Annotated in this window: 20 protein-coding genes and 3 tRNA genes; 12 read left to right on the forward strand and 11 right to left on the reverse strand. The window is 65.7% G+C overall.

The features are described 5' to 3' along the window. Positions 1-6 precede the first annotated feature (6 nt). On the forward strand, positions 7-414 hold the full coding sequence (locus ACYVD0_RS21375; protein WP_460428669.1) for a PA2817 family protein: 408 nt from the start codon (positions 7-9) through the stop codon (positions 412-414). 40 nt (positions 415-454) lie between these two features. On the opposite strand, the gene ACYVD0_RS21380 is transcribed toward ACYVD0_RS21375, so the two are convergent. From ACYVD0_RS21380 to ACYVD0_RS21405, 6 genes are all read right to left on the reverse strand, one after another. Next, on the reverse strand, positions 455-2,170 hold the full coding sequence (locus tag ACYVD0_RS21380; protein ID WP_460428670.1) for a methyl-accepting chemotaxis protein: 1,716 nt from the start codon (positions 2,168-2,170) through the stop codon (positions 455-457). Positions 2,171-2,194: 24 nt separating this feature from the next. Further along, positions 2,195-4,000 carry a bifunctional diguanylate cyclase/phosphodiesterase gene (locus ACYVD0_RS21385; protein ID WP_460428671.1) on the reverse strand — a complete coding sequence of 602 codons (1,806 nt, stop codon included), beginning with the start codon at positions 3,998-4,000 and terminating at the stop codon, positions 2,195-2,197. Between the two features lie 984 nt (positions 4,001-4,984). Next, a tRNA-Gly gene (locus ACYVD0_RS21390) sits at positions 4,985-5,060 on the reverse strand. 117 nt (positions 5,061-5,177) lie between these two features. Next, positions 5,178-5,253 (reverse strand) — tRNA-Gly (locus tag ACYVD0_RS21395). A gap of 2 nt (positions 5,254-5,255) precedes the next feature. Further along, a tRNA-Glu gene (locus ACYVD0_RS21400) sits at positions 5,256-5,331 on the reverse strand. Between the two features lie 130 nt (positions 5,332-5,461). After that, the gene (locus tag ACYVD0_RS21405; protein ID WP_460428672.1) at positions 5,462-6,367 is read right to left on the reverse strand and encodes an ATP-binding protein; all 906 of its coding nucleotides are present in this window, start codon (positions 6,365-6,367) and stop codon (positions 5,462-5,464) included. A gap of 110 nt (positions 6,368-6,477) precedes the next feature. Here ACYVD0_RS21405 and ACYVD0_RS21410 point away from each other — a divergent pair, with 110 nt between their 5' ends. Beyond that, positions 6,478-8,802: a hybrid sensor histidine kinase/response regulator gene (locus ACYVD0_RS21410; protein WP_460428673.1), complete on the forward strand. Its 2,325-nt coding sequence runs from the start codon at positions 6,478-6,480 to the stop codon at positions 8,800-8,802. Between the two features lie 89 nt (positions 8,803-8,891). On the opposite strand, the gene ACYVD0_RS21415 is transcribed toward ACYVD0_RS21410, so the two are convergent. Then, the gene (locus ACYVD0_RS21415) at positions 8,892-9,368 is read right to left on the reverse strand and encodes a glutathione peroxidase (RefSeq protein ID WP_460428674.1); all 477 of its coding nucleotides are present in this window, start codon (positions 9,366-9,368) and stop codon (positions 8,892-8,894) included. 73 nt (positions 9,369-9,441) lie between these two features. Continuing rightward, entirely contained in the window at positions 9,442-9,843 is a 402-nt protein-coding gene (msrB, locus tag ACYVD0_RS21420; protein WP_460428675.1) for a peptide-methionine (R)-S-oxide reductase, read from the reverse strand. A 246-nt stretch (positions 9,844-10,089) separates the two neighbouring features. On the opposite strand from msrB, the gene ACYVD0_RS21425 reads away from it, so the two are divergent. The 4 genes from ACYVD0_RS21425 to ACYVD0_RS21440 all read left to right on the forward strand — a co-directional run bounded on the left by ACYVD0_RS21425 (position 10,090) and on the right by ACYVD0_RS21440 (position 13,475). Then, positions 10,090-11,301 (forward strand): pyridoxal phosphate-dependent aminotransferase, encoded by a 1,212-nt coding sequence (locus ACYVD0_RS21425; protein WP_460428676.1) that lies wholly within the window; start codon positions 10,090-10,092, stop codon positions 11,299-11,301. Between the two features lie 9 nt (positions 11,302-11,310). Next, the gene (locus tag ACYVD0_RS21430) at positions 11,311-11,763 is read left to right on the forward strand and encodes a hypothetical protein (protein WP_460428677.1); all 453 of its coding nucleotides are present in this window, start codon (positions 11,311-11,313) and stop codon (positions 11,761-11,763) included. Positions 11,764-11,849: 86 nt separating this feature from the next. Next, positions 11,850-12,722, forward strand: a complete 873-nt coding sequence (htpX, locus tag ACYVD0_RS21435) for a heat shock protein HtpX (RefSeq protein WP_460428678.1) — start codon at positions 11,850-11,852, stop codon at positions 12,720-12,722. A gap of 105 nt (positions 12,723-12,827) precedes the next feature. Next, positions 12,828-13,475: a DUF2959 domain-containing protein gene (locus tag ACYVD0_RS21440; protein ID WP_460428679.1), complete on the forward strand. Its 648-nt coding sequence runs from the start codon at positions 12,828-12,830 to the stop codon at positions 13,473-13,475. On the opposite strand, the gene ACYVD0_RS21445 is transcribed toward ACYVD0_RS21440, so the two are convergent. The 3 genes from ACYVD0_RS21445 to ACYVD0_RS21455 all read right to left on the reverse strand — a co-directional run bounded on the left by ACYVD0_RS21445 (position 13,472) and on the right by ACYVD0_RS21455 (position 17,118). Then, positions 13,472-14,128, reverse strand: a complete 657-nt coding sequence (locus tag ACYVD0_RS21445; protein ID WP_460428680.1) for a thiopurine S-methyltransferase — start codon at positions 14,126-14,128, stop codon at positions 13,472-13,474. The genes ACYVD0_RS21440 and ACYVD0_RS21445 overlap by 4 nt on opposite strands. Positions 14,129-14,244: 116 nt before the next feature. Next, on the reverse strand, positions 14,245-15,912 hold the full coding sequence (locus tag ACYVD0_RS21450) for a DEAD/DEAH box helicase (protein WP_460428681.1): 1,668 nt from the start codon (positions 15,910-15,912) through the stop codon (positions 14,245-14,247). A gap of 297 nt (positions 15,913-16,209) precedes the next feature. Next, positions 16,210-17,118: a LysR family transcriptional regulator gene (locus tag ACYVD0_RS21455; protein WP_460428682.1), complete on the reverse strand. Its 909-nt coding sequence runs from the start codon at positions 17,116-17,118 to the stop codon at positions 16,210-16,212. Positions 17,119-17,268: 150 nt separating this feature from the next. Between ACYVD0_RS21455 and hppD the strand changes: the two genes are divergently transcribed. The 6 genes from hppD to ACYVD0_RS21485 form a co-directional block, all read left to right on the forward strand. Further along, positions 17,269-18,303, forward strand: coding sequence for a 4-hydroxyphenylpyruvate dioxygenase family protein (gene hppD, locus ACYVD0_RS21460; RefSeq protein WP_460428683.1), 1,035 nt, complete (start codon positions 17,269-17,271; stop codon positions 18,301-18,303). Between the two features lie 22 nt (positions 18,304-18,325). Continuing rightward, positions 18,326-18,871, forward strand: coding sequence for a VOC family protein (locus tag ACYVD0_RS21465; protein WP_460428684.1), 546 nt, complete (start codon positions 18,326-18,328; stop codon positions 18,869-18,871). Between the two features lie 268 nt (positions 18,872-19,139). Then, on the forward strand, positions 19,140-20,474 hold the full coding sequence (fahA, locus tag ACYVD0_RS21470; RefSeq protein WP_460428685.1) for a fumarylacetoacetase: 1,335 nt from the start codon (positions 19,140-19,142) through the stop codon (positions 20,472-20,474). Further along, positions 20,471-21,115, forward strand: coding sequence for a maleylacetoacetate isomerase family protein (gene maiA, locus ACYVD0_RS21475; RefSeq protein ID WP_460428686.1), 645 nt, complete (start codon positions 20,471-20,473; stop codon positions 21,113-21,115). The genes fahA and maiA overlap by 4 nt, the downstream gene beginning before the upstream one ends. 63 nt (positions 21,116-21,178) lie before the next feature. Then, complete coding sequence (gene hmgA / locus ACYVD0_RS21480; protein WP_460428687.1) at positions 21,179-22,480, forward strand: cupin domain-containing protein; 1,302 nt, start codon at positions 21,179-21,181, stop codon at positions 22,478-22,480. Between the two features lie 79 nt (positions 22,481-22,559). After that, positions 22,560-23,113 (forward strand): CoA transferase subunit A (locus ACYVD0_RS21485; RefSeq protein ID WP_460428688.1); only part of this gene is annotated, 554 nt, incomplete at its 3' end.

The raw sequence follows: 23,113 nt of genomic DNA on the forward strand, positions 1-23,113 counted from the left end.
TATCCCATGGCCATTTCCTATCTCAATCACCATCTCGCCCTGCTCGCCCACCTGCGCGGCATCCTCGTCGCCCTCGGCGAGACCGAACAAGTCTCCGATGAAAGCCATGCACTGTTCATGGAGCGCTTCGACGAACTGCTCGCAACCCTGGCGAATAGCCCGGAGGACCGCCACCTGGGACAGGACCTGATCTGCCAGGTGTTCCAGCGCTATCCGCAGATCGCTCATCTGGTGCCGCGCGACCTGCTCTGGCTCTTCGGCGGAGACTGTCTGCACTTCATGCCGGACGTGGAAATCGCCCTGTATCAGGAGCTCGACGAGCGCCGCTTCGAAGCTGAAGCCCGCGGCGAGCCCTTCGACTGGAACCGGGAGAAGCAGCTGCTCGCCCTGCCGGAAGACAGCAGTAGGCACTGAACGCGAAAGGCCCGCCAAATGGCGGGCCGGGGAAGCCTGGTCAGAATTCTTCCCACTGCTCCTCGGCCATGGCCGCGGCCGCTCTGCCATGCTCCTTCTCCGGCACCGGCTTCGCCACCGGTCGGGCCTGCATTACCGGCCGCGTGGCACGCGGCTCTCTCCGGGCTTCCCGCTGCGGCGCGCGCTGCTGCTCTGCGTTCAGACGAAACACCGCCACCGCCTCCTCCAGATGCCGCGCCTGCTCCGCCAGCGACGCCGACGCCGCCGACGCCTCCTGCACCAGCGCCGCGTTCTGCTGCGTCACCTCGTCCATCTGCGCGATCGCCGTGTTCACCTGCGCGATGCCCTCGCTCTGCTCGTGCGAGGCCGCGGAAATCTCGTCGACGATGTCGGTCACCCGATGCACCGACCTGACCACCTCCTCCATGGTCTTGCCCGCCTGCTCGACCAGCTGCGAGCCGTCGCCGACCCGCTTGGTGGAAGCCTCGATCAGCGTCTTGATCTCCCGCGCCGCGTCCGCGGAGCGGCCGGCCAGGTTGCGCACCTCCCCCGCCACCACCGCGAAGCCGCGCCCCTGCTCGCCCGCGCGGGCGGCCTCCACCGAGGCGTTGAGGGCGAGGATGTTGGTCTGGAAGGCAATCGAATCGATCACCCCGACGATCCGGGCGATCTGCTGCGAGCTGTCGCTGATCTCGCGCATCGTCTCCACCACCTGGCCGACTACTTCGCGGCCCTGGCCGGCGGTGCTCGAGGCGTCGTTGGCCAGTGCGCTGGCCTGACGCGCGTTGTCGGCGTTCTGCTTCACCGTCGCGGTGAGCTCCTCCATGCTCGCCGCGGTCTCCTCCAGCGACGCCGCCTGCTGCTCGGTGCGCGAGGACAGGTCGGCGTTGCCGCCGGCGATCTGCTGCGAGCCGACCAGGATCGAGCCGCTGCCGGCACGCACGCTGCCGACGATCCTGATCAGGCTCTCCTGCATGTCGCGCAGGGCCGCCATCAACTGGCCGATTTCGTTGCGCGAAACCACCGGGATCGGCTGCGACAGGTCGGCCCGGGCCAGGCGCTGCACATGTCCAGCCGCGTCCACCACCGGCCTGACCACGAAGCCCATCAGCATCGCCCGCAGGCCCAGCAGCAGAAGCAGGGCAACGAGCAGCGAGACTCCGCCGACAATCTCGAAGCGCATCAGGGTGTTGTGATAGTCGGCCATCTGTTGCTCGCCAAGAGCCGCCAGATAAGCCTCGGCCTCCTCCATCGCCTTGAATATCTGTGGGCCATGCTTGCGCTCCAGCTTTTCCTGTAGCTGCTCGAATGCCTGGGTATCCTGGTTCAGCCAGGCTTGGACATAGCGGTCGAGCTCATCCAGGGTAGCGCTCAAAACGACTGCCGCCGCCTGCAGCTTGCTCTCATCGTCCTGGGTAGATGGCATGGTCTCGAGGGTGGCCAGATGCTCGCGGGACCGCTTGAGCATTGCCGTGACTTCGGCCTGTTGGTTTTGTTTGTCTACACCGCCGACCAGTCCGTCGGTGGCTTGGGCGTAATAAACCCTGATGCGCAAGGTTGCTCGCAGGCGAAGTCTGTCCGCCTGGGACAGCATTCCGAGTTTGGCGGCAGTCTGGCTATGCTCAGCGAACGTCCGACTCCCCACCTCGGTACCGGTATAGCCCAGCGCGGCAACGATGGCCAGCAACAGCGCGAAACAGCCAAGGGTGGTGGTTAGGACTGCCCTGATGCTCAGATTACGTAAGAAAACCTGCATGAAAAACCTCTTGAAATTAATCACCTAGGTAAACCTTTCCAGCACATGCGCCTGGTCGGCCGCTTCCCCCCGCCGCCCCAGTTGCCGCGTGTCGACCACGTTCAGGCTGTTGCCCGGCAAGGCCTTGGCCTGCTGCTTGGCCTGGGAGGCCAGTTCGGCGAGCTGCGCGGCGTCCAGTTGCGCGCAGGCTTCGGGGAACAGGTGGACGGCGCCCAGCGACAGGCTGAGCAGCGGGAATTCGCACTTGCGCCCCTGGCGGTCGTAGCCGCCGAAGTGCCCGGCCTGCAGGTGCTCGCTGCGGTAGTGGCGCCGGCATTGCGCCGGGAAGTCTTCCTGCAGGCGGGTCAGGCGCTGCCGCCAGTCGGGGGAGGTCAGCACCAGCAGGAAGTCGTCGCCGCCGATGTGGCCGAGGAAGTCGCACTGCGGCTCGATCTGGCTGCCCAGGCAGTGGGCCAGGCTGAGCAGCACCTCGTCGCCCTTGGCGTAGCCATAGCAGTCGTTGAACGGCTTGAAGTGATCGATATCCACGTAGCAGACCAGCGCCTCGCAGGGGGTCTGCAGCAGGCGGGTCAGGCACTGCTGGATCGGCACGTTGCCCGGCAGCAGGGTCAGGGGGTTGGCGTGGCGGGCCTGCTGGAGCTTCCGTTCGGTGATCAGCTTGAGCACGTCGATGGCCCGGCCGATGCCCCGGTAGCGGCCATCCCGGGTGATCACGAAGTCTTCCTCGATGCGCTGGCGGGCGCGGCCGGTCAGCAGGCGGCTGATCTGCTGCAGGGAATGCGCCTGGTCGACGGCGAGGAAGTCCTCGCTCATCAGCCGCTGGATCGCCTTGCGGGCGAACAGCTCGGGGCCGAAGGGCTTGAGCAGGGCGTCGGACAGCGCGTGGCGGTGGACCACGCCGACCGGCCGCTGCTCGGCATCGAGGATCGCCAGGAGGTTCAGCGAGGCCTGGCTGCGGAACAGCTCGAGGACCTGGGCGACCGGTGTGCTGTCGGCTACCCCCGGCTGTTCGATGAGCAGCACGGTGAGGTCGGTACCCTCCTCGGCGAGGGCCAGGCTGGCCAGTCTGGGCTGCGGCAGGTATTCGCGGACCTCACTGACCGGGCGCTCCGCAGGCCGCGCGAACAGGTAGCCCTGCAGCAGGTCGACGCCCATCTCGACGAGGGTGGCCAGCTCCTCGGGGCGTTCGATGCCCTCGGCGATGATCCGCGCGCTGGAGGCCTTGGCCATGCGCAGAATGGAGTCGACGAATTCGCGTTTGAGCGGATCGCGGTCGATGCCGTCGATGAAGTGGCGGTCGATCTTCACGTAGTCGGGGCGCAGTTCGGACCACAGGCGCAGGCTGGCGTAGCCGGCGCCGAGGTCGTCGAGGGCGATGGAAAAGCCCATGGCACGGTAGTGGCACAGGGCCGCATCGAGCAGGGCGAAGTCCGCGATGGGGGTTTGCTCGGTCAGCTCGATCACCACCTTTTGCGGTGGAATGCCCAGTTTGCTCAGCAGTCGCAGGGTGTGCCCGGTGCGGCGCTCGGGTTCGAGGAGGACCTCCGGCGAGACGTTGAGAAACAGCCGGCCATCGAGGTCGAGTTCGTGAAAGCGCTGGCAGGCGTTCTTCCGGCACAGGGCCTCCAGCTCGCTGAGCCGGCCGGCATGGCGGGCGGCGCCGAACAGCGGCATGGGCGCGTGCAGGGGGCTGTTGGAGGGGCCGCGGCTCAGCGCCTCATAGCCGTGGACGCGCTGTTCGGAGAGGCTGAGGATCGGCTGGAACAGCGTGGTCAGGGTGCCGCGGGCAAGGATCAGATCCAGGGCGCTCAACTGCTCGGTGACGGTCATACGGGACTGCCTGTGAATAAGGCAAAATGCCATTATCTGCTGCCAAGCATTTCACGACATGTTTATGACTGTTGTATGACGTACATCTCGAACGCAGAGGGCAACGGGGAATAAGCAGCCGCGCCAGCACGCTTGTTTTTGGTATGACGCAGAGCGAACACTGGTCAAGCGACCGAGGCGGCCCGTCAATCCACAGGCCGCTTGGCCTTCCATCAGGATGAAGCGAATCGGTAACTCCAGCGCATCCGTCAGCACATGGATCTTGCTGCCGAAGCCACCCCGCGAACGCCCCAGTGCCTCATGGGCGGCAGAGCTGTTGGCCGCTCCGGCCGCACAGGCATTGGCGCGAGCAGTAGAATATCGATACAGACATGCTGAAGATCGGCATCCTGGTCCATGAGCCGAAGCCTGGGGAAGCATCCGCCATTGAGCACTGCTACGAAGCACCCAGAGCACCGCTTCGAACCGGCGACAACTGAGGGTTCTGGTGAACTGAATGCTCTTTGTGGCACTCAGCAGGCCTTGTACTCGGGCCCACTCGATATCGCTCAGACAAACGACTTCCGCCGCTCATGGCAAAAGCCTCAGTTTTAGCACTGGGCTTGACCAACGGAACCTAAGGTATTTCTGAGCTTTCAGGGGGCAGAATCACCGCCCCCTGGCGACCGGTGAACGAGCCGCCCCCCTGCTGAGCGATGGGGCAACCGGCAATTGGTCACTGCCTGGTCACAGCCTCGAACTGTTAGTGCCATCCTACCGCCACCTCTGGCGTTTGGCCTGAGAGCCACTGGCCGATCACCTGGATGGGATGGGATGACTCATCCCTCCCTTACGAGGGCGGAGGAGCGACACCGATCACCAGCGCCCTTCGCGTTCGGACTCCCGCCAAAATATGGGCTGGCAGAGGTCATCACACTGGAAGGCGCGTGCCATGCCGATTCCAGAAACAAAAACGCCGCTCGATGAGCGGCGTTTTCGCAAATCTGGAGCGGGAAACGAGACTCGAACTCGCGACCCCGACCTTGGCAAGGTCGTGCTCTACCAACTGAGCTATTCCCGCATTGGCTGTCCCGTGGGACTTTTGTTGACCGGGCTGCTTTCGCGGTCCCGACTCGCCGGCTTCATCCGAAGCCACGCGATGAAGATGACGACTCTTGAGTCGACGCCTTCGAGAAATTGGAGCGGGAAACGAGACTCGAACTCGCGACCCCGACCTTGGCAAGGTCGTGCTCTACCAACTGAGCTATTCCCGCATTGGCGTCCCCTAGGGGACTCGAACCCCTGTTACCGCCGTGAAAGGGCGGTGTCCTAGGCCACTAGACGAAGGGGACGCGGCCCGGAACTTACAACAGCTTTTTCCTTCCGGATTCCGATGTTCGGCTTTCGCTTCAGCATCGGAAGTGGGGCGCATTCTAGGGAGCCTTTTAGTAGTCGTCAACACCCGAATAAAGATTTTTTAAATCAATAACTTCCCGAAACTGCACGGCTACCGAGGAGCTGCAGGCCGACCCAATTGCGGGCGAACTGATAGGCGCAGCGGCCATTGCGGTTGCCGCGCCCCTGGGCCCAGCGGATCGCCGTCTTTTCCAGGGTTTCGTCCCAGTCCCAGGCCAGCTCGCACTGCCCGGCCAGCACCGAGATCCAGTGACGCACCACGGACAGATAGTGATCCTGGTTGAAAGGATAGAAGGACAGCCACAGACCGAAACGGTCGGACAGGGCGATCTTGTCCTCCACTGCCTCGTTCGGATGCACCTCGCCGTCGACCAGTTGCCAGTTGTCGTTGTCGCTCTGCTTCTCAGGCATCAGATGGCGGCGATTGGAGGTGGCGTAGAGCAGCACGTTGTCTGGCGCGCGCTCCAGGGAGCCGTCCAGCACGCTCTTCAACACCCGATAGTCACCGTCGCCGGCTTCGAAGGACAGATCGTCGCAGAACAGCACGAAACGCTGCGGCAGACCGGCCAGCCGCTCGACCACCCGTGGCAGGTCGGCCAGGTGGTCGCGCTCGATCTCGATCAGGCGCAGGCCGGTCCCGGCATGTTCGGCCAGCAGCGCACGGACCAGGGAGGACTTGCCGGTACCGCGGGCGCCCCACAGCAGGGCGTGGTTGGCAGGCAGACCGGCGACGAACTGGCGGGTATTGCGCGACAGCTGATCGCGCTGGCTGTCCACGCCGATCAGGTCGGTCAGATGCATGTCCAGGCTCACCTGCAGCGGCAGCAATGCCCCGCCGCGCCCCTCGCGATGCCAGCGCGCCGCCAGGGTGCAGGTCCAGTCCAGTGGGGGCTGAGCCGTCGGCAGCAGGGGTTCGAGACGCTGCATCAGGACCTGCGCCTGGTCAAAAAACTCACTCAAGCGGGCGTTCACAATCCTTCCTTAATTACGAATTACGATGGTTAGAATGCGCAAAGGGTTCTGCCAGCCCGGAGCATGGTTGGGTTATCCTACGCGGCTAGCATTTGGGTTCCAGCCACTGCATGAACAACATAGCGCCAACCAACCGCCTCTCCTACAAACAGGCCTCCCTGGCGGTACTGGCAGCGTTCCTGCTCGGTACCCTGCTCAGTCTGGCGAAGATCAGCCTGGATTATGCCAGTCAAAGCGCGTCCATCGAACGCGAAATCAACAGCCTGCAGCAAATCAGTCTCAACCCGGCGGCGCGCATCGCCTATAACATCGATGCCGAGCTGGCCCAGGAGCTACTTCTCGGTCTGCTGCGCTCGCCTGCGGTGATCGGTGCGGAAATCGTCGGCAGCGACCAGCGCCCCCTGGCCGCGGTCAGCCGCCCGCCGATGAACAGCGAATACCGGGTGTTCAGCGACATGCTGTTCAAGCCCCGACGCCACTTCGAGGCCTCGCTGAGCATTGCCCATGCCCCCGACGAAGCCCTCGGCTTCCTGCGTCTGGAAATCGACACCTACGCCTTCGGCAGCGCCTTTCTCGAACGCTCCGGACTCACCCTGCTGACCGGCTTCGCCAGCAGCCTGCTGCTCGCCCTGGTCCTGCTGGTGGTGTTCAACCGGATGTTGACCCGGCCGCTGGTCGGCATCATCCATCAGTTGAGCGAACACAATCCCAACGAGAACCGGTCGCTGCCCTGCCCGCCGCGCCATGAGAGCGATGAAATTGGCATCCTGGTCCAGGCCATCAACCAGCTGCTGCGCAAGACCAGCCAGGAGATCGACCAGCGCCGCGAGGCCGAGAACCGCCTGACGGAATATCTCGGCGAACTGGAGAACATGGTTTCGGCGCGCACCGCCGAACTGGAGGCGGCCAACGCCCGCCTGATGCAGAGCAACCGCGACCTGGAGGCAGCGCGGAGCACCGCCCTGGAGATGGCCCAGGCGCGCTCGGCCTTTCTCGCCAACATGAGCCATGAAATCCGCACCCCGCTGAACGGCCTGCTCGGCATGTTGTCCCTGTCCCTCGACGGCCCGCTCAGCGGCGAGCAGCGCCAGCAGCTTTCCGTCGCCCACGCCTCGGGCAAGGTGCTGGTCCGGCTGCTCAACGACGTGCTCGACCTGTCCAAGTTCGAGTCCGGCCAGATGGAGTTGGAGCAGATCCCCTTCGATATCGGCGCGCTGATCGAGGATGCCGCCGCCCTGCTGTCGCAGAGCGCGGCGCCCTGCGTCGAACTGAGCTGCCTGGTCGACCCCGAGCTGCCGGCCCAGGTGATCGGCGACCCGACGCGGGTCAGGCAGGTCGCCAGCAACCTGGTTTCCAACGCGCTCAAGTTCACCCGCTTCGGGCGTGTCGACGTCCGCCTCCAGGCCCGCGGCGACGGCATACAACTGGTCGTCCGCGACACTGGCATCGGCATCTCCAGGGAAGCCCAGGCGCGCATCTTCCAGCCCTTTGCCCAGGCCACCGCCGACATTACCCGCCAGTACGGCGGAACCGGTCTCGGCCTGGCCCTGACCCGCAAGCTCTGCGAGGCCATGCAGGGCCGGCTCACCTTCACCTCCAAGGAGGGATTGGGCAGCACCTTCACCGTCAAGCTACCCCTGCCCTGCCACACACCAGCAGTGTCCCGCGCCGCGCTGCATGGCCGCGTCGTCGCCATGACGCCCAGCAGCAGCGGCCTGGCGGAACTGCTCGAGATGCATCTGCCGGGTTGGGGGCTGGAGTATCGACGGCTGGATATCGACAGCGGCTTGGCCGGAGTCGAGGCAGACGTGCTGATCACCGACTGCCCGCAATGTCTGCCGGGCATGCGCCCGGCCATCAGCGCGCCATTTCTGGTGGTGGCCGCCTACGGCAGCTTCCTGCCACGGGAGGAGGCTCACGCTCTGGCACCCCTCCAGCAACTGGCCCGGCCGCTCTCCCGCTCGTCTCTGTACCTGGCCCTGACGCGTGCCCTCCAGCCCGCCGAAGAGCCCCACCAGCCCAGCGACACAGAGAACCTGCAAGCAGCATCCCGGCAACGCCAGGTCCTGCTGGTCGAGGACAATCCGGTCAACCAGATGGTCGCCAAGGGCATGCTGGTCAAGCTAGGCTACGAGGTCGCCATCGCCCCCCATGGCGCGGAGGCGCTGTCCTATCTGGAACACGGCCCGGTGGATCTGATTCTGATGGACTGCAACATGCCGGTCATGGACGGCTACGAGACCAGCCGGCGGATTCGCCAGGACGGCCGCTGGTCGGAGATGCCTATCATCGCGCTGACCGCCAACGTTCTACCGGAGGAGCGCGAGCGCTGCCGCACCGCCGGCATGAACGACTACCTGGCCAAGCCCCTGCGCCGCGAGGATCTGGCCAACATGCTGCACACTTGGTTGTCGAGCGAGACGAACGCTACATGAACGGAGCCGACGACAGGCTCGATGACCCTGCAGCAAATGAGGAGAGCGCACTGCGCGAGGCCAGCCTGATACTGGCCGTCGGCCAGGTCCTATTCAAGCAAGGCTTCGATTTCGCTGCAGAGCTCACGCGGGTCGGTCGTGGGAGAGAAACGCCTGACCACCCGCCCCTCGCGGCCGACCAGGAACTTGGTGAAGTTCCACTTCACGCTCTGGCTGCCCAGCAGGCCTGGCGCGCGCTGCTTCAGCTCCGCGAACAGGGGGTGCGCCTGGGGCCCATTGACCTCGACCTTCTGAAACAGCGGAAAACCGACACCATAGTGAAGCTGGCAGAACTCGGCGATTTCGAATTCATCGCCTGGCTCCTGCTGACCGAACTGATTGCAGGGGAAGCCGAGCACCACCAGCCCCCGTTCCCGATAGCGTTGCCAGAGCATCTGCAGACCCTGGTACTGGGGCGTGAAGCGGCAGTGGCTGGCAGTATTCACCACCAGCCAGGCGCGGCCAGGAAAATTGGCCAGCGTCCGCGGCTGACCATCGAGGGGAATCTCGAACAGGGGGTCGCGCATGCCGATGTCCTCTCGCAAGGTTCGGGCCGGATCCCGGCACCGGCCCGGACCCGGCAGGAATGATGCCGCCGGCTCACGTTTCGCTGCACGGTTCCAGACGCAGCGAGGCGGAATTAATGCAATAGCGCAGCCCGGTCGGCGGCGGTCCGTCGGGAAACACATGCCCCAGATGGGCATCGCAGCGGGCGCAGAGCACCTCGATGCGGTGCATGCCATGGCTGTAGTCGTCGCGACTGGACAGGGCGCTGGCGGCAACCGGCTGGAAGTAACTGGGCCAGCCGCAGCCGGCGTCGTACTTGGCAGCAGAATCGAACAACGGCGCATCGCAGCAGACGCAGTGGTAGACCCCAGGCACGCTGGTGGCATAGTACTCGCCGCTGAAAGCCCGCTCCGTGCCACCCAGGCGGCAGATGCGAAAACGCTCCTCGGACAGGAGCTCCCGCCAGGCATCTAGGGATTTTTCGAGCTTGTCCATGCGTATACCTCATTCGACTGGAAAAAAGCCCGACCGGCACCTTTCCACCGAATCGGACCGCGACGTATGATTCGCCACCAGTTTGTCATCCGCGTTATCCATAGCCAAGGCCGCTAGGCCCGAATCGGTCCGGCGGCAAGAGATGGCTGCGTTCGCTGACCCGGCAGTCCGGCCCCGGCCGGCACTGCTGTCCTCCTCCCATACTTGGCTCCGGCCCCTGCGCGCTTCTTCTTCGGGATCACACACATGCAGGTCAGTAAATCGAACAAGCTCGCCAACGTCTGCTACGACATTCGCGGGCCGGTGCTCAAGCACGCCAAGCGCCTGGAGGAGGAAGGCCATCGCATCCTCAAGCTGAACATCGGCAACCCGGCGCCGTTCGGTTTCGAGGCCCCCGAGGAAATTCTTCAAGACGTGATCCGCAACCTGCCCACCGCCCAGGGCTACAGCGACTCCAAGGGACTGTTCAGCGCCCGCAAGGCGGTGATGCAGTACTACCAGCAGAAGAAGGTGGAAGGCGTCGGTATCGAGGACATCTACCTCGGCAACGGCGTCTCCGAACTGATCGTCATGGTCCTGCAGGCTCTGCTCAACAACGGCGACGAGGTGCTCATCCCAGCGCCCGACTACCCTCTGTGGACCGCGGCCACCAGCCTGGCCGGCGGCAAGGCGGTGCACTACCTGTGCGACGAGCAGTCGAACTGGTACCCTGACATCGCCGATATCAAAGCCAAGATCACCCGCAACACCAGGGCGCTGCTGCTGATCAACCCGAACAATCCCACCGGCGCGGTCTATCCGAAGGAAGTGCTCGAACAGATCGTTGAAGTTGCCCGACAGAACAATCTGGTGATCTTCTCCGACGAGATCTACGACAAGATCCTCTACGACGACGCCCAGCATATCTCCACCGCCTCCCTGGCGCCGGACGTGCTCTGCCTGACCTTCAACGGCCTGTCCAAGTCCTACCGGGTAGCCGGCTTCCGCTCCGGCTGGGTGGCCATTTCCGGGCCCAAGCACAAGGCGCAGAGCTACATCGAGGGCCTCGATATCCTCGCCAACATGCGCCTGTGCGCCAACGTACCGGCCCAGCACGTGATCCAGACTGCCCTCGGCGGCTACCAGAGCATCAACGACCTGGTCCTGCCCGGCGGCCGCCTGCTCGAGCAGCGCAACCGCGCCTGGGAACTGCTCAACGACATCCCCGGGGTCAGCTGCGTCAAGCCGATGGGCGCGCTCTATGCCTTCCCGAAGATCGATCCCAAGGCCTGCCCGATCCACAACGATGAAAAGTTCGTCCTCGACCTGCTGCTCTCCGAGAAGCTGCTGATCGTCCAGGGCACCGCCTTCAACTGGCCGTGGCCGGACCACTTCCGCGTAGTCACCCTGCCGCGGGTCGACGACCTCGAGCAGGCCATCGGACGCATCGGCAACTTCCTCAAGACCTACCGCCAATAAGAAGCTGTGATGGATCTGCAGATCGACGACTTTCACAAGGATGCCGCAGCAGGTCTGCTGCGGCTGCACCAGGCCTTCCCGCGCAAAATCGCGCTGTATGTGGAAAACTTGATCGGCCGCGAGGAGCCGGACGAGTTCGGCCTGCCGAGCAGGCGCCATCAGAGCTGCCTGAGCGCCCTGCTCTGGCTGGCCGAGGAAGGCTACCTGCGCTTCGACTCGACCATTCGCCACGAGGCTCTGGACCAGGCCGTGCTCAGCGAAAAGGGCTTCCTGCGCTTGTCGCGCGCGGTCGCCACCGCGTCGCCTGCAGACCTCGAACTGCCGGCTGGTGCGCGGCGGGTCCGGGCCACCCTGGCCTGGCAGCTGCGCGAGGCCTTGGCGGAGGGCGACAGCGAACGTCTGGTGCGCCTCGGCCGCCTGATCTTCGACAAGTCACCGGCCCGTCCAGGGGACACAGTTTGAAATAGTCGCCCGGTTGAAGAGCCTGTGGAAGCGACCTTATATAGCCCGGCATGAACCCCCTGCCTCTGTGAGGAGAACCTGATTCCATGATGCGCATCCTGCTGTTCCTGGCTACCAACCTGGCGGTGCTGATCATCGCCAGCATCACCCTGAAACTACTCGGGGTCGACCGCTTCACCGGCCAGAACTACGGTAACCTGCTGATCTACTGCGCCGTGTTCGGCTTCGCCGGCTCGCTGGTGTCGCTGTTCATATCCAAGTGGATGGCGAAAATGGGCACCGGCACCGAGATCATCAGCCAGCCGCGCACCCGCCATGAACAGTGGCTGCTGCAGACCGTCGAACAACTGTCCCGCGACGCCGGCATCAAGATGCCCGAAGTCGGCATCTTCCCCGCCTACGAGGCCAACGCCTTCGCCACCGGCTGGAACAAGAACGACGCCCTGGTAGCGGTCAGCCAGGGCCTGCTCGAGCGCTTCTCGCCGGACGAGGTGCGCGCCGTGCTGGCCCACGAGATCGGCCATGTGGCCAACGGCGACATGGTCACCCTGGCGCTGATCCAGGGCGTGGTGAACACTTTCGTGATGTTCTTCGCGCGGATCTTCGGCAACTTCGTCGACAAGGTGGTGCTGAAGAACGAGGAAGGCCCGGGCATCGGCTACTTCATCGCGACCATCGCCGCCGAACTGGTGCTCGGCATCCTCGCCAGCATCATCGTCATGTGGTTCTCGCGCCGCCGCGAATTCCGCGCCGACGAGGCCGGCGCCCAGTTGGCCGGCCCCCGCGCGATGATCGGCGCCCTGCAGCGCCTGCAGGCCGAGCAGGACGTCCCGGTGCACATGCCGGACAGCCTGACCGCTTTTGGCATCAACGGCGGCCTCAAGCACGGCCTGGCTGGCCTGCTGATGAGCCACCCGCCGCTGGAGGAGCGCATCGAGGCACTGCGCCAGCGCGGCTGACACGGCATGCTGCCGGGCACGGCGACCTGTTAAGATGGCGACAGGAAAAGGGGCGACCTCAGGTCGCCCCTTTCGTTTATCCACGCGCTGGCAACAGGAGCCCCCATGCGCCGATTGATTCTCGCCTGCTGCACCCTGCTCGCCCTCGGCGGCTGCCAGAGCGCCTACTACTCCATGATGGAAAAAGCCGGCGTCCACAAGCGCGACATCCTCGCCGACCGGGTCGAAGCCGCGCGCGACAGCCAGCAGGAGGCCAAGGAGCAGTTCAAGGACGCCCTCGAACGCTATCGCAGCGTGGTGCAGGTCCAGGGCGGCGATCTGGAAGCGCGCTACAGCGCCCTCGATCGCGAATACCGGGCCAGCGAGGCCAGCGCCAAGACCGTGCGCCAGCGCATCGTCGCCGTCGAGGACGTGGCCGAGGCGCTGTTCGAGGAATGGGAAGGCGAACTCGACCAGTACAGCAACGCCACCCTGCGCCGGGCCAGCGCCAAGGAGCTGGAGCGCACCCGCAAGCAGTACCGCACCCTGCTGACCCGCATGCAGGCCGCAGAGAAGCGCATCGAGCCGGTGCTCAGCGTGCTGCGCGACCAGGTGCTGTTCCTCAAGCACAACCTCAACGCTCGCGCCATCGGCGCGCTGCAAGGCGAGTACCGCAGCCTGCAGGGCAACGTCGATCAGTTGCTGCGCGACATGCAGCGCTCCATCGACGAGGCCGACAGCTTCGTGCGCCGCCTGCAGGCACCGCTCGGCTAACGACGCTCCAGAAGGTAGACCCGCTCCTCCAGCCGCTCCAGCCCGCGCTCAAGGAACTTCCAATTCTCCTTCAGCACATCGGGCGCTTCCAGCAGCTGCAGCCGCCAGTCCGCCGCCAGCAGCCGCTGCACCTCGTGGTCGGCAACGGCGAAGGGTGGGCCGGCCATCCGCGCCTGGTCGTAGTCCAGGGTAACCAGCAGGCCCCGGCAGGGGGACGGCAGGATGGCCGACAGATGGGCAACATAGCGCTCGCGCATCTCCGGAGGCAGAGCGATCAGCGCCGCGCGATCGTAGAATCCCCGGCAGTCGGCGACATCGGCGGCGCTCAGGGCGAAGAAGTCGCCGCAGCGGATTTCCACGGGGCCGGCCCGGTAGACCGTGAAAGGGCCCTGCCGACTGCTCTGCGGCTCCAGTTGCTGCCCGTCGAAGAAATCCCGAACCGCCCGCTCCGCCAGCTCGACGCCCAGCACCGAAAAGCCCTGCCCGGCCAGCCAGGCCAGATCAAGGCTCTTGCCGCACAGCGGCACCAGCACCCGGCTCCCCGGCGCCAGCCCCAGCGCGGGCCAGTGGCGGCTCAGGTAGGGATTGACCTCCGGCTGGTGGAAGCCGATCTCATTGCGCGCCCAGCGCGCCTGCCAGAAATCCTCGTGCACATCCTTCTCCTGCAAGTCGATGGTGTACAGAGACTCTAAACGCGAAACGCCCGGCCGCGCTGCAGAAACAAAAAAGCCCCGCCTCGTCGGCAGGGCTTTTTCGGTTCTCCGGGAGCTCAGTCCTCGCGATAGCGGCGCAGCTTCAGCTGCTTGCCGGCGACGCGGGTGTCCCGCAGCTTGCCGAGCAGACGCTCGAGGCCGTCTTCCGGCAGCTCGATCAGGCTGAAGCTGTCGCGGATCTGGATGCGGCCGATGGCATCGCGGGCCAGGCCGCCCTCGTTGAGGATGGCGCCCAGCAGGTTCTTCGCGGCGATCCCGTCGCGCGCGCCCAGGGCGGCACGGCAGCGGACCCGCCCCTCCGGCAGGGGCATCGGCGCACGCCGCTCGCGATGCACGCTGCTGCGCTCGCTGCGCTCACGCCGTTCGCGCGGCACCGCCACACCCGGCACCAGCGGCTGCTCATGCGCGACCTCGGCCAGGGTCAGCGCCTGGCCGTTGGTGGCCTTGCGCAGCAGGGCCGCGGCCAGGGCACGCGGGCTGCAGCCGAGATCGACGGTCAGGCGGTCGAGCAGCTCGCCGTGGCTGGCTTCAGCCTCGGCCAGCAGTGGCTGCAAGCTGGCGGTCAGCTTGCGGATGCGCGCATCCAGCACCTGCTGGGCGTTGGGCAGGTGCACCTCAGCGACCTTCTGCCCGGTGACCCGCTCGATCACCTGCAGCATGCGCCGCTCGCGCGGCGTCACCAGCAGCAGGGCGCGGCCGTCGCGACCGGCACGGCCGGTACGGCCGATGCGGTGCACGTAGGATTCCGGATCGTAGGGCATGTCGACGTTGAATACGTGGGTGATGCGCGGCACGTCGATGCCGCGGGCCGCCACGTCGGTGGCGATGACAATGTCCAAGCGCCCATCCTTGAGCGACTCGATGACCCGTTCGCGCTGGTTCTGGGCGATGTCGCCGTTCAGCGCGGCGGCCTTGTAGCCCTTGGCCTCCAGGGCGCTGGCCAGATCCAGGGTGGCCTGCTTGGTACGCACGAAGGCGATCAGCGCATCGAACTCCTCGACCTCCAGCAGGCGCAGGACGGCAGAGGTCTTCTGGTCGGCATGCACCATCAGGTGGGCCTGGTCGATACGCGCCACGGTCTGGGTCTTGGCAGCGATCTTGACGTGCTGCGGCTCGTGCAGGTGCTTCTCGGCGATCTCGCGGATCGAATGCGGCAGGGTTGCAGAGAACAGCACCGTTTGGCGGCTTTCCGGCAGGGCGGCGAAGATCACTTCGAGGTCGTCCATGAAGCCGAGCTTGAGCATCTCGTCGGCCTCGTCGAGAACCAGATGCTTCACGGTGGAGAGCAACTGCTCGTCGCGACGCAGGTGGTCGCACAGGCGACCGGGGGTGGCTACCACGATCTGCGCGCCCTGGCGCAGCGCCTTCAGCTGCGGGCCCATGGGCGCGCCGCCATAGACCGCCACCACGCCGACACCGGGCAACTGGCTGGCATAGGTTTCGAAGGCGGTAGCCACCTGCAGGGCCAGCTCGCGGGTCGGCGCCAGGATCAGCAGCTGTGGCTCGCGCCGCATCGGGTCGATACGCGACAGCATCGGCAGGGCGAAGGCCGCGGTCTTGCCGGTGCCGGTCTGAGCCTGGCCGATCATGTCGTGGCCAGCGAGGATCACCGGGATCGCCTGGGCCTGGATGGGGGATGGCTCCTCGTAGCCTACTGCGGTGATTGCGGCGAGTACAGCGGGATGAATGCCGAGTGCGGCAAAGCCGCCGGTCTCTTGGGTCATGGGATCTGCCTCATGTGCATCCGCAAACCCAAGGCCCAAGGCTGCGCGCATGCCATGCAAAGACCCGAAGGTCACCCTGGCAGCCCGGTCGGCAAGAATTTGCGAGAGCGCGTGATGAATGGGATGGATCGTCAAGGATAGTCCGCAGGGCTAGCCTGCAGCCGAAGGCGGGGCTTCGGGGAAGTTGCTACCTGAACGCGGCCGTTCGGGCCGGTGGCTACTATACAGGAAAAACCTGACCAATGTGCGCTCTTTGCAGGACAGGTCACAGTACCGTCGGTCGGAGGGGGAGCGGCCTCAGCCAAGCCTTCCGCTCGTCGCCTCCCCCTCCTGACGCGCGCCGGCCCGGAGCAGCTCCGCCAGACGCTGCCCCGCTCGTCCCAGCGGCTTGTCCAGCCGCTGCACCAGCACCGGCGTGAAGCGGTAGCGCGAGCCTCCCTGGTAGTGCACTTCCACCAGTTCGCCGCGCGCCAGCTCGTCGGCCACCAGGTACAGCGGCATCCAGCCGAACCCCAGTCCCATGTGCAGCGCCTGCTGCTTGGCGGAAAAGCCCGAGAGGTAGTACACCCTGTCGCCGCCGAACATGTGGCGGTCGTCGCCGCGGTCGCTGGAATCCTGCACAGTGAGCTCCACATGCTCCTGCAGCATGGCCAGATCCACTTCGCCGGCTGCGGCCAGCGGGTGCTCGGGCGAGGTGCAGAGCACGCACTCGATCTCCGGCAGCGGCTCGGCCTGCAACAGGCGGTCGGGCTCGTAGTCCTTGACGATCATCAGGTCGGCCCGCTCCTTCTCGAAGCGGTACTGCACCCCGAACATGAACTCGATCTTCACCTGCACGCGGGTCGGCACATGCTCGTCGGCCAGGGTCTTGAGCGCTGAAAGTACCGCGTCGAGCGACAGGATGCCGTCGGCCACCAGCAACAGGCGCGGCTCCCAGCCGTCGATGAACTGCCGGGCCAGCGCCTCGAAGCGGTCGGCATGCCCGAGCAGGCGGCGGCCCTCGGCCAGCAGCGCCTCGCCGGCTGGGGTGAGCCGCACCCGATAGCCCTCGCGGTCGAGCAGGGCCAGGCCGAGCTGCTCCTCCAGCTTGCGCACCTGGTAGCTGACTGCCGACTGCACCTTGTGCAGGTGCTGCGCGGCGCGGCCGAAACCGCCGTGGCGCACCACCGCATCGAGTGCAGCCAGGGATTCGAGATCAATGGACATAGGGCAATTTTCCCAGCCAACACCATCTATATTTTAGATGGTCATATACGGATATTTCCGCTTTTTTCGATTCTTATCAATACCTAAAGTCGCAACCGTGCGCTGCCCCAGTCCATTCAGGCAGTGGCCCCACATCCAAGGAGATGCGACATGAACGACAAGAATCCCATCGGCCTGCGCGGTATCGAGTTCACCGAATTCACTGGCGAAGCGCTTGCCCAACTGGACGAGCTGTTCTGGGCCTTCGGTTTCTCCAAGAAGTACCGCCATCCCAAGCTGGACATCACTGTCTACAACCAGAACGGCATCAACTTCCTGCTGAACGGCGAGCGCAACGGTTTCTCCGGTCGCTTCGCCAAGACGCACGGTCCGTCGATCAGCTCCATGGGCTGGCGCGTCGATGACGCCGAGGCCGCCAAGCAGGAAGCCGTTCGCCGTGGCGCGCGCGCGGCCGACCCGAAAGACTGCGACCTGCCCTACCCGGCCATCTACGGCATCGGCGACAGCCTGATCTATTTCATCGAGCGTTTCGGCGCCAAAGGCTCGATCTACGAGACCGACTTCATTTCGCACGAGCAGCCCAGGATCCAGCCGGACAAGGGCCTCCTGGAGATCGACCACCTGACCAACAACGTGCCGCAAGGTCAGATGGGGCAGTGGGGCGCCTTCTACAAGGAAATCTTCGGCTTCACCGAAGTGCGCTACTTCGACATCAAGGGCGTGAAGACCGGCCTGACCAGCTACGCGCTGCGCTCGCCGGATGGCAGCTTCTGCATCCCGATCAACCAGCCGAAGGACGACAAGGACCAGATCGCCGAGTACCTGACCGAGTACAACGGTCCGGGCGTGCAGCACCTGGCCTTCAGCACCAACGACATCCTCGCCTCGCTGGACGCCATGAAGGGCGGCCCGATCGAGATGCTCGACATCGACGCGAACTACTACGACGACGTGTTCCAGCGCCTGCCCAACGTGCGCGAGGACCAGGCGCGCATCCGCGGCCACCAGGTGCTGGTCGACGGCGACCAGGACGGCTACCTGCTGCAGATCTTCACCAAGAACATCATCGGCCCGATCTTCGTCGAGATCATCCAGCGCGAGAACAACCTGAGCTTCGGCGAAGGCAACTTCGGCGCCCTGTTCCGCTCGATCGAAAAGGATCAGGAACGCCGCGGCGTAATCTGAACCGTTGACCAGGAGACATTCCATGAGCCTGTTGCAAGGTATCCATCACGCGGCCTATCGCTGCCGCGACGCAAAGCAGACCATCGAGTTCTACCGTGAAGCACTCGGCATGGATCTGATGCTGGCAATTTCCGAGGACCGGGTGCCCTCGACCAAGGAGCCCGATCCCTACATGCACATCTTCCTCGACGCAGGCGCCGGAAACGTGCCGGCCTTCTTCGAGATCCCCAACTCGCCGCCGATGGGCCGCGACGAGAACACCCCGGCCTGGGTCCAGCACATCGCCTTCCGGGTGGCCGACATGGACACCCTGCTGACGACCCAGGAGCGCCTGAAGTCGCTGGGCATCGAGGTGCTAGGGCCGACCAACCATGAAATGTTCCAGTCGATCTACTTCGTCGACCCGAACGGCCATCGCATCGAGTTGGCGGCCGACACCGTGGAGCCCGGCGTGCTGGAAAAACTGCATGAGCTGGCCGGCCCGATGGTCGAGGAATGGAGCCGCACCCGCAGCACCGTGCGCCATGCGGCCTTCCTGCACGAGAAGGAGTTCTCCGCCGACCACTGACCGGCTGGGCCCGTGCCGCGACCGCTTGACCTGCAGCCTGCCGGTGACTAGAAGCCGCCGGCCCGTGCCTGGCGCGATCTCCCCTCGCCCGGGCAAGCGGCAAGCATTCCGCGACCAGGGCTCCCGGCCACGCTAAGGTTCAACTACGGCGGCATGCCTTTCGACAGCCCCGCCGGCGCCCGCGCCAAACCGCCGGAGGGCGCGCGACGCCTTCGACACTGGACACGACGCTTGCCGGTCGGGTCCACAGGAAAAACAGGAAAACCACATGAACAACGCTCAGCTGCTCGATGCCACCCACGACCCGACGCTGCAAAGCTGGGTCGCCTCGGCCAATGACGCCGCGACCGATTTCCCGATCCAGAATCTGCCCTACGGCCGTTTCCGCCGCGCCGGCAGCGCGGAGCCCTGGCGGATCGGCGTGGCCATCGGCGAGCAGATCCTCGACCTCGCCTGCGCGGCCGCGGCCGGCGGCTGGAGCAGCGCTGTGCAGGTAGCGCTTGAGCCGCTCGCCGCGGGTGACCTCAATGCCTTCATGGCGCGCGGCCCCGAGGTGCGCCGCAACGTGCGCGCCGCGCTGTCGGCGGCACTGAGCGCGGGAAGCCCGCGCCAGGCCGAACTCGCCCGCGCGCTGCAGCCCCAGGCATCGGCGGAATACAGCCTGCCCTGCCGCATCAACGACTACACCGACTTCTACACCGGCATCCACCATGCGACCACGGTCGGCAAGCTGTTCCGCCCCGACAACCCGCTGCTGCCCAACTACAAGTGGATCCCCATCGGCTACCATGGCCGCAGCTCGTCGATCGGCGTATCCGGCCAGAGCTTCCGCCGCCCGCTCGGCCAGGTGAAGGCACCCGATGCCGAACGGCCCGAGTTCGTGCCCTGCCGCCGGCTCGACTACGAGCTGGAGCTGGGCGTGCTGGTCGGTAGCGCCAACGCCCTCGGCGAAGCGGTGCCGATGGACGAGGCCGAGGACCACCTGTTCGGCGCCGTGCTGCTCAACGACTGGTCGGCGCGCGACATACAGGCCTGGGAATACCAGCCGCTCGGGCCCTTCCTCGCCAAGAACTTCGCCAGCACCATTTCCCCCTGGGTGGTGACCATGGACGCGCTGGCGCCCTTCCGCGCGCCCTTCGTGCGGCCCGCGGGCGATCCGCAGCCGCTGCCCTATCTCGACAGCACCTTCAACCGCGGCTCCGGCGCCCTCGACCTGCGCTTCGAGGTGCTGCTGCAGACCGCCGCCATGCGCGAGCGCGGCGAGGCGCCGCACAAGCTCATGGAAAGCAACTTCCGCGACGCCTACTGGACCATGGCGCAGATACTCGCCCACCACACCGTGGGCGGCTGCAACCTGCAGCCGGGCGATCTGCTCGGCAGCGGCACCCAGTCGGGCCCGGCGCCCGGCGAGGGCGGTTCGCTGCTGGAGCTGACCCTCGGCGGCAAGCAGCCGATCACCCTGCCCAACGGCGAGACCCGCGCCTTCCTGGCGGACGGCGACACGGTGATCCTGCGCGGCCACTGCGAACGCGCCGGTGCCCGCCGCATCGGTTTCGGCGACTGCGCCGGCACGGTGCTGCCGGCTCGCGAGGTGCGCCCATGATCCGCCTCTACAATGCTGCACGCTCCTCTGCGTCGTTCCGTGTGCGCATCGCGCTCAACCTCAAGGGGCTGGAATACCAATACGTGGCGATCGACCTGCGCGGCGGCGAGCAGTTGGGCGAGGCCTTCCACGCCGTCAACCCGGCCGCCCTGGTGCCGGTGCTGGAGGTCGACGGGCAGCGCCTCGTGCAGTCGCTGGCCATCCTCGAGTATCTGGAGGAAACCCGCCCCGAGCCGGCCCTGCTGCCGCGCGAGCCGGCGGCGCGGGCGCGGGTGCGGGCTGCCGCCCTGGCCATCGCCTGCGACATCCACCCGCTCAACAATCTGCGCGTGCTCGGCTACCTCGGCCGCGAACTGGGTGCCGACGAGTCCGCCCGCAACGCCTGGTACCGCCGCTGGGTGGTGGACGGACTGGCCCAGCTCGAAGCCCAGGTACGCGCCGGCGGCGCCCACGGCCGCTTCATCGAGGGCGACCAGCCAAGCATGGCCGACATCTGTCTGGTACCGCAGATCTTCAATGCCCGGCGCTTCGACGCACGGCTCGACCGTGTGCCGCTGCTGATGCGCATCTTCGACGAATGCATGGCCCTGCCCGCCTTCGCCGATGCCCAGTGGGAGCGGCAACCGGACTTCGGCCAATGACAGCCCCAGGGCTCTGGAACCATCATGACCAACGCGGCTCGATACAAAAACAAAGAGGTCGCCATGCACACACCAGACCCCTCGACACCGACCTACCAGTCGGGTTTCGGCAACACCTTCAGCAGCGAGGCCCTGCCGGGTGCCCTGCCGGTCGGGCAGAACTCGCCGCAGCGGCTCCCCTACGGCCTGTATGCCGAGCAGCTCTCCGGCACCGCCTTCACCGTGCCGCGCAGCGAGGCGCGGCGCACCTGGCTGTACCGCATCCACCCCTCGGCCAACCACCCGGAATTCAAGCGCCTGAACTCTCAGATCAGCGGCATCGAAGAGGGTCCGATCACCCCCAACCGACTGCGCTGGGTCCCTTTCGAGGTGCCGGCGGAGCACACTGACTTCCTCGACGGACTGATCCGTCTCGCGGCGACCGCACCGGCGGATCAGGCCAGCGGCGTGAGCGTCTTCCTCTACCGGGCCAACGCCTCGATGGAATCGGTGTTCTTCGACAGTGACGGAGAACTGCTGATCGTGCCCGAGTCCGGGCGCCTGGGCATCGACACGGAATTGGGTCGGCTGGTGATCGGCCCGCTGCAGATCGCGGTGCTGCCGCGCGGCCTCAGGTTTCGCGTCGAGCTGCTGGACGCCACCGCGCGCGGCTACCTCTGCGAGAACCACGGCTGCCCACTGCGCCTTCCCGAACTGGGGCCGATCGGCAGCAACGGCCTGGCCAACCCCCGGGACTTCCTCGCCCCGCTCGCCTGCTATGAGGATCGCGGCGGGCCGGTGCAGCTGGTGCAGAAGTTCCTTGGCGAGCTGTGGGCCTGCGAGCTGGACCACTCGCCACTGGACGTGGTCGCCTGGCATGGCAACCATGTGCCCTACCGCTACGACCTCCGCCACTTCAACACCCTCGGCACGGTCAGCTTCGATCACCCGGACCCATCGATCTTCACCGTGCTGACCTCGCCCGGCAGCGTGCCCGGCCAGGCCAATGTCGACTTCGTGATCTTCCCGCCACGCTGGATGGTGGCCGAACACAGCTTCCGCCCGCCGTGGTTCCACCGCAACCTGATGAACGAGTTCATGGGACTGATCCAGGGCGTCTACGACGCCAAGGCCGGGGGCTTCCTGCCCGGCGGCGCCTCGCTGCACAACCGCATGAGCGCCCACGGTCCCGATGCGGCGACCACCCGTCAGGCGATCACCGCTGAACTGCAACCCCAGAAGATCGAAAACACCATGGCCTTCATGTTCGAAACCGGCCAGGTGCTGCGCCCGAGCCGCTTCGCCTTCGACTGCCCGCAACGGCAGACCGACTACGATGACTGTTGGTCAGGGCTGGCCAGGACCTTCGATCCACAGCGGAAATAGCCCCCGACAGGGGGCAGTAAGTGAGCGCCACGACGCTCGCCTGTCCCTTTCCGAACGATTGCTCCCCGAGACGGAAACGATGAACAAGATATATCCGAGCGCCCACGCCGCTCTCGAAGCGCTGGTGGAGGATGGGATGACCCTCGCCGTCGGCGGCTTCGGCCTGTGCGGCATCCCCGAGGCACTGATCGCTGCCCTGCGCGACTCCGGCAAGAAGGACCTCACAGTCATCAGCAATACTGCCGGCGTCGACGACTTCGGCCTCGGCCTGCTGCTCGCCACCCGGCAGATCCGCAAGATGATTGTTTCCTACGTCGGAGGAAACAAGGAATTCGAGTGTCAGTACCTGGCCGGCGAATTGGAGGCGGAGCTTACCCCCCAAGGCACCCTGGCCGAGAAGCTGCACGCCGGCGGCGCCGGCATTCCGGCGTTCTATACGAAAACCGGCTACGGCACCCTGGTCGCCGAAGGCAAGGAAACCCGCCAGTTCGACGGCGAGTGGTACGTGATGGAGAAGTCTCTGACCGCCGACCTGGCGCTGGTCAAGGCCTGGAAGGCGGACCAGGCCGGCAACCTGCTGTTCAGAAAGACCGCGCGCAACTTCAACCCCCTGGCGGCGATGGCCGGGCGGGT

The organism is Azotobacter armeniacus (genome assembly GCF_054779355.1).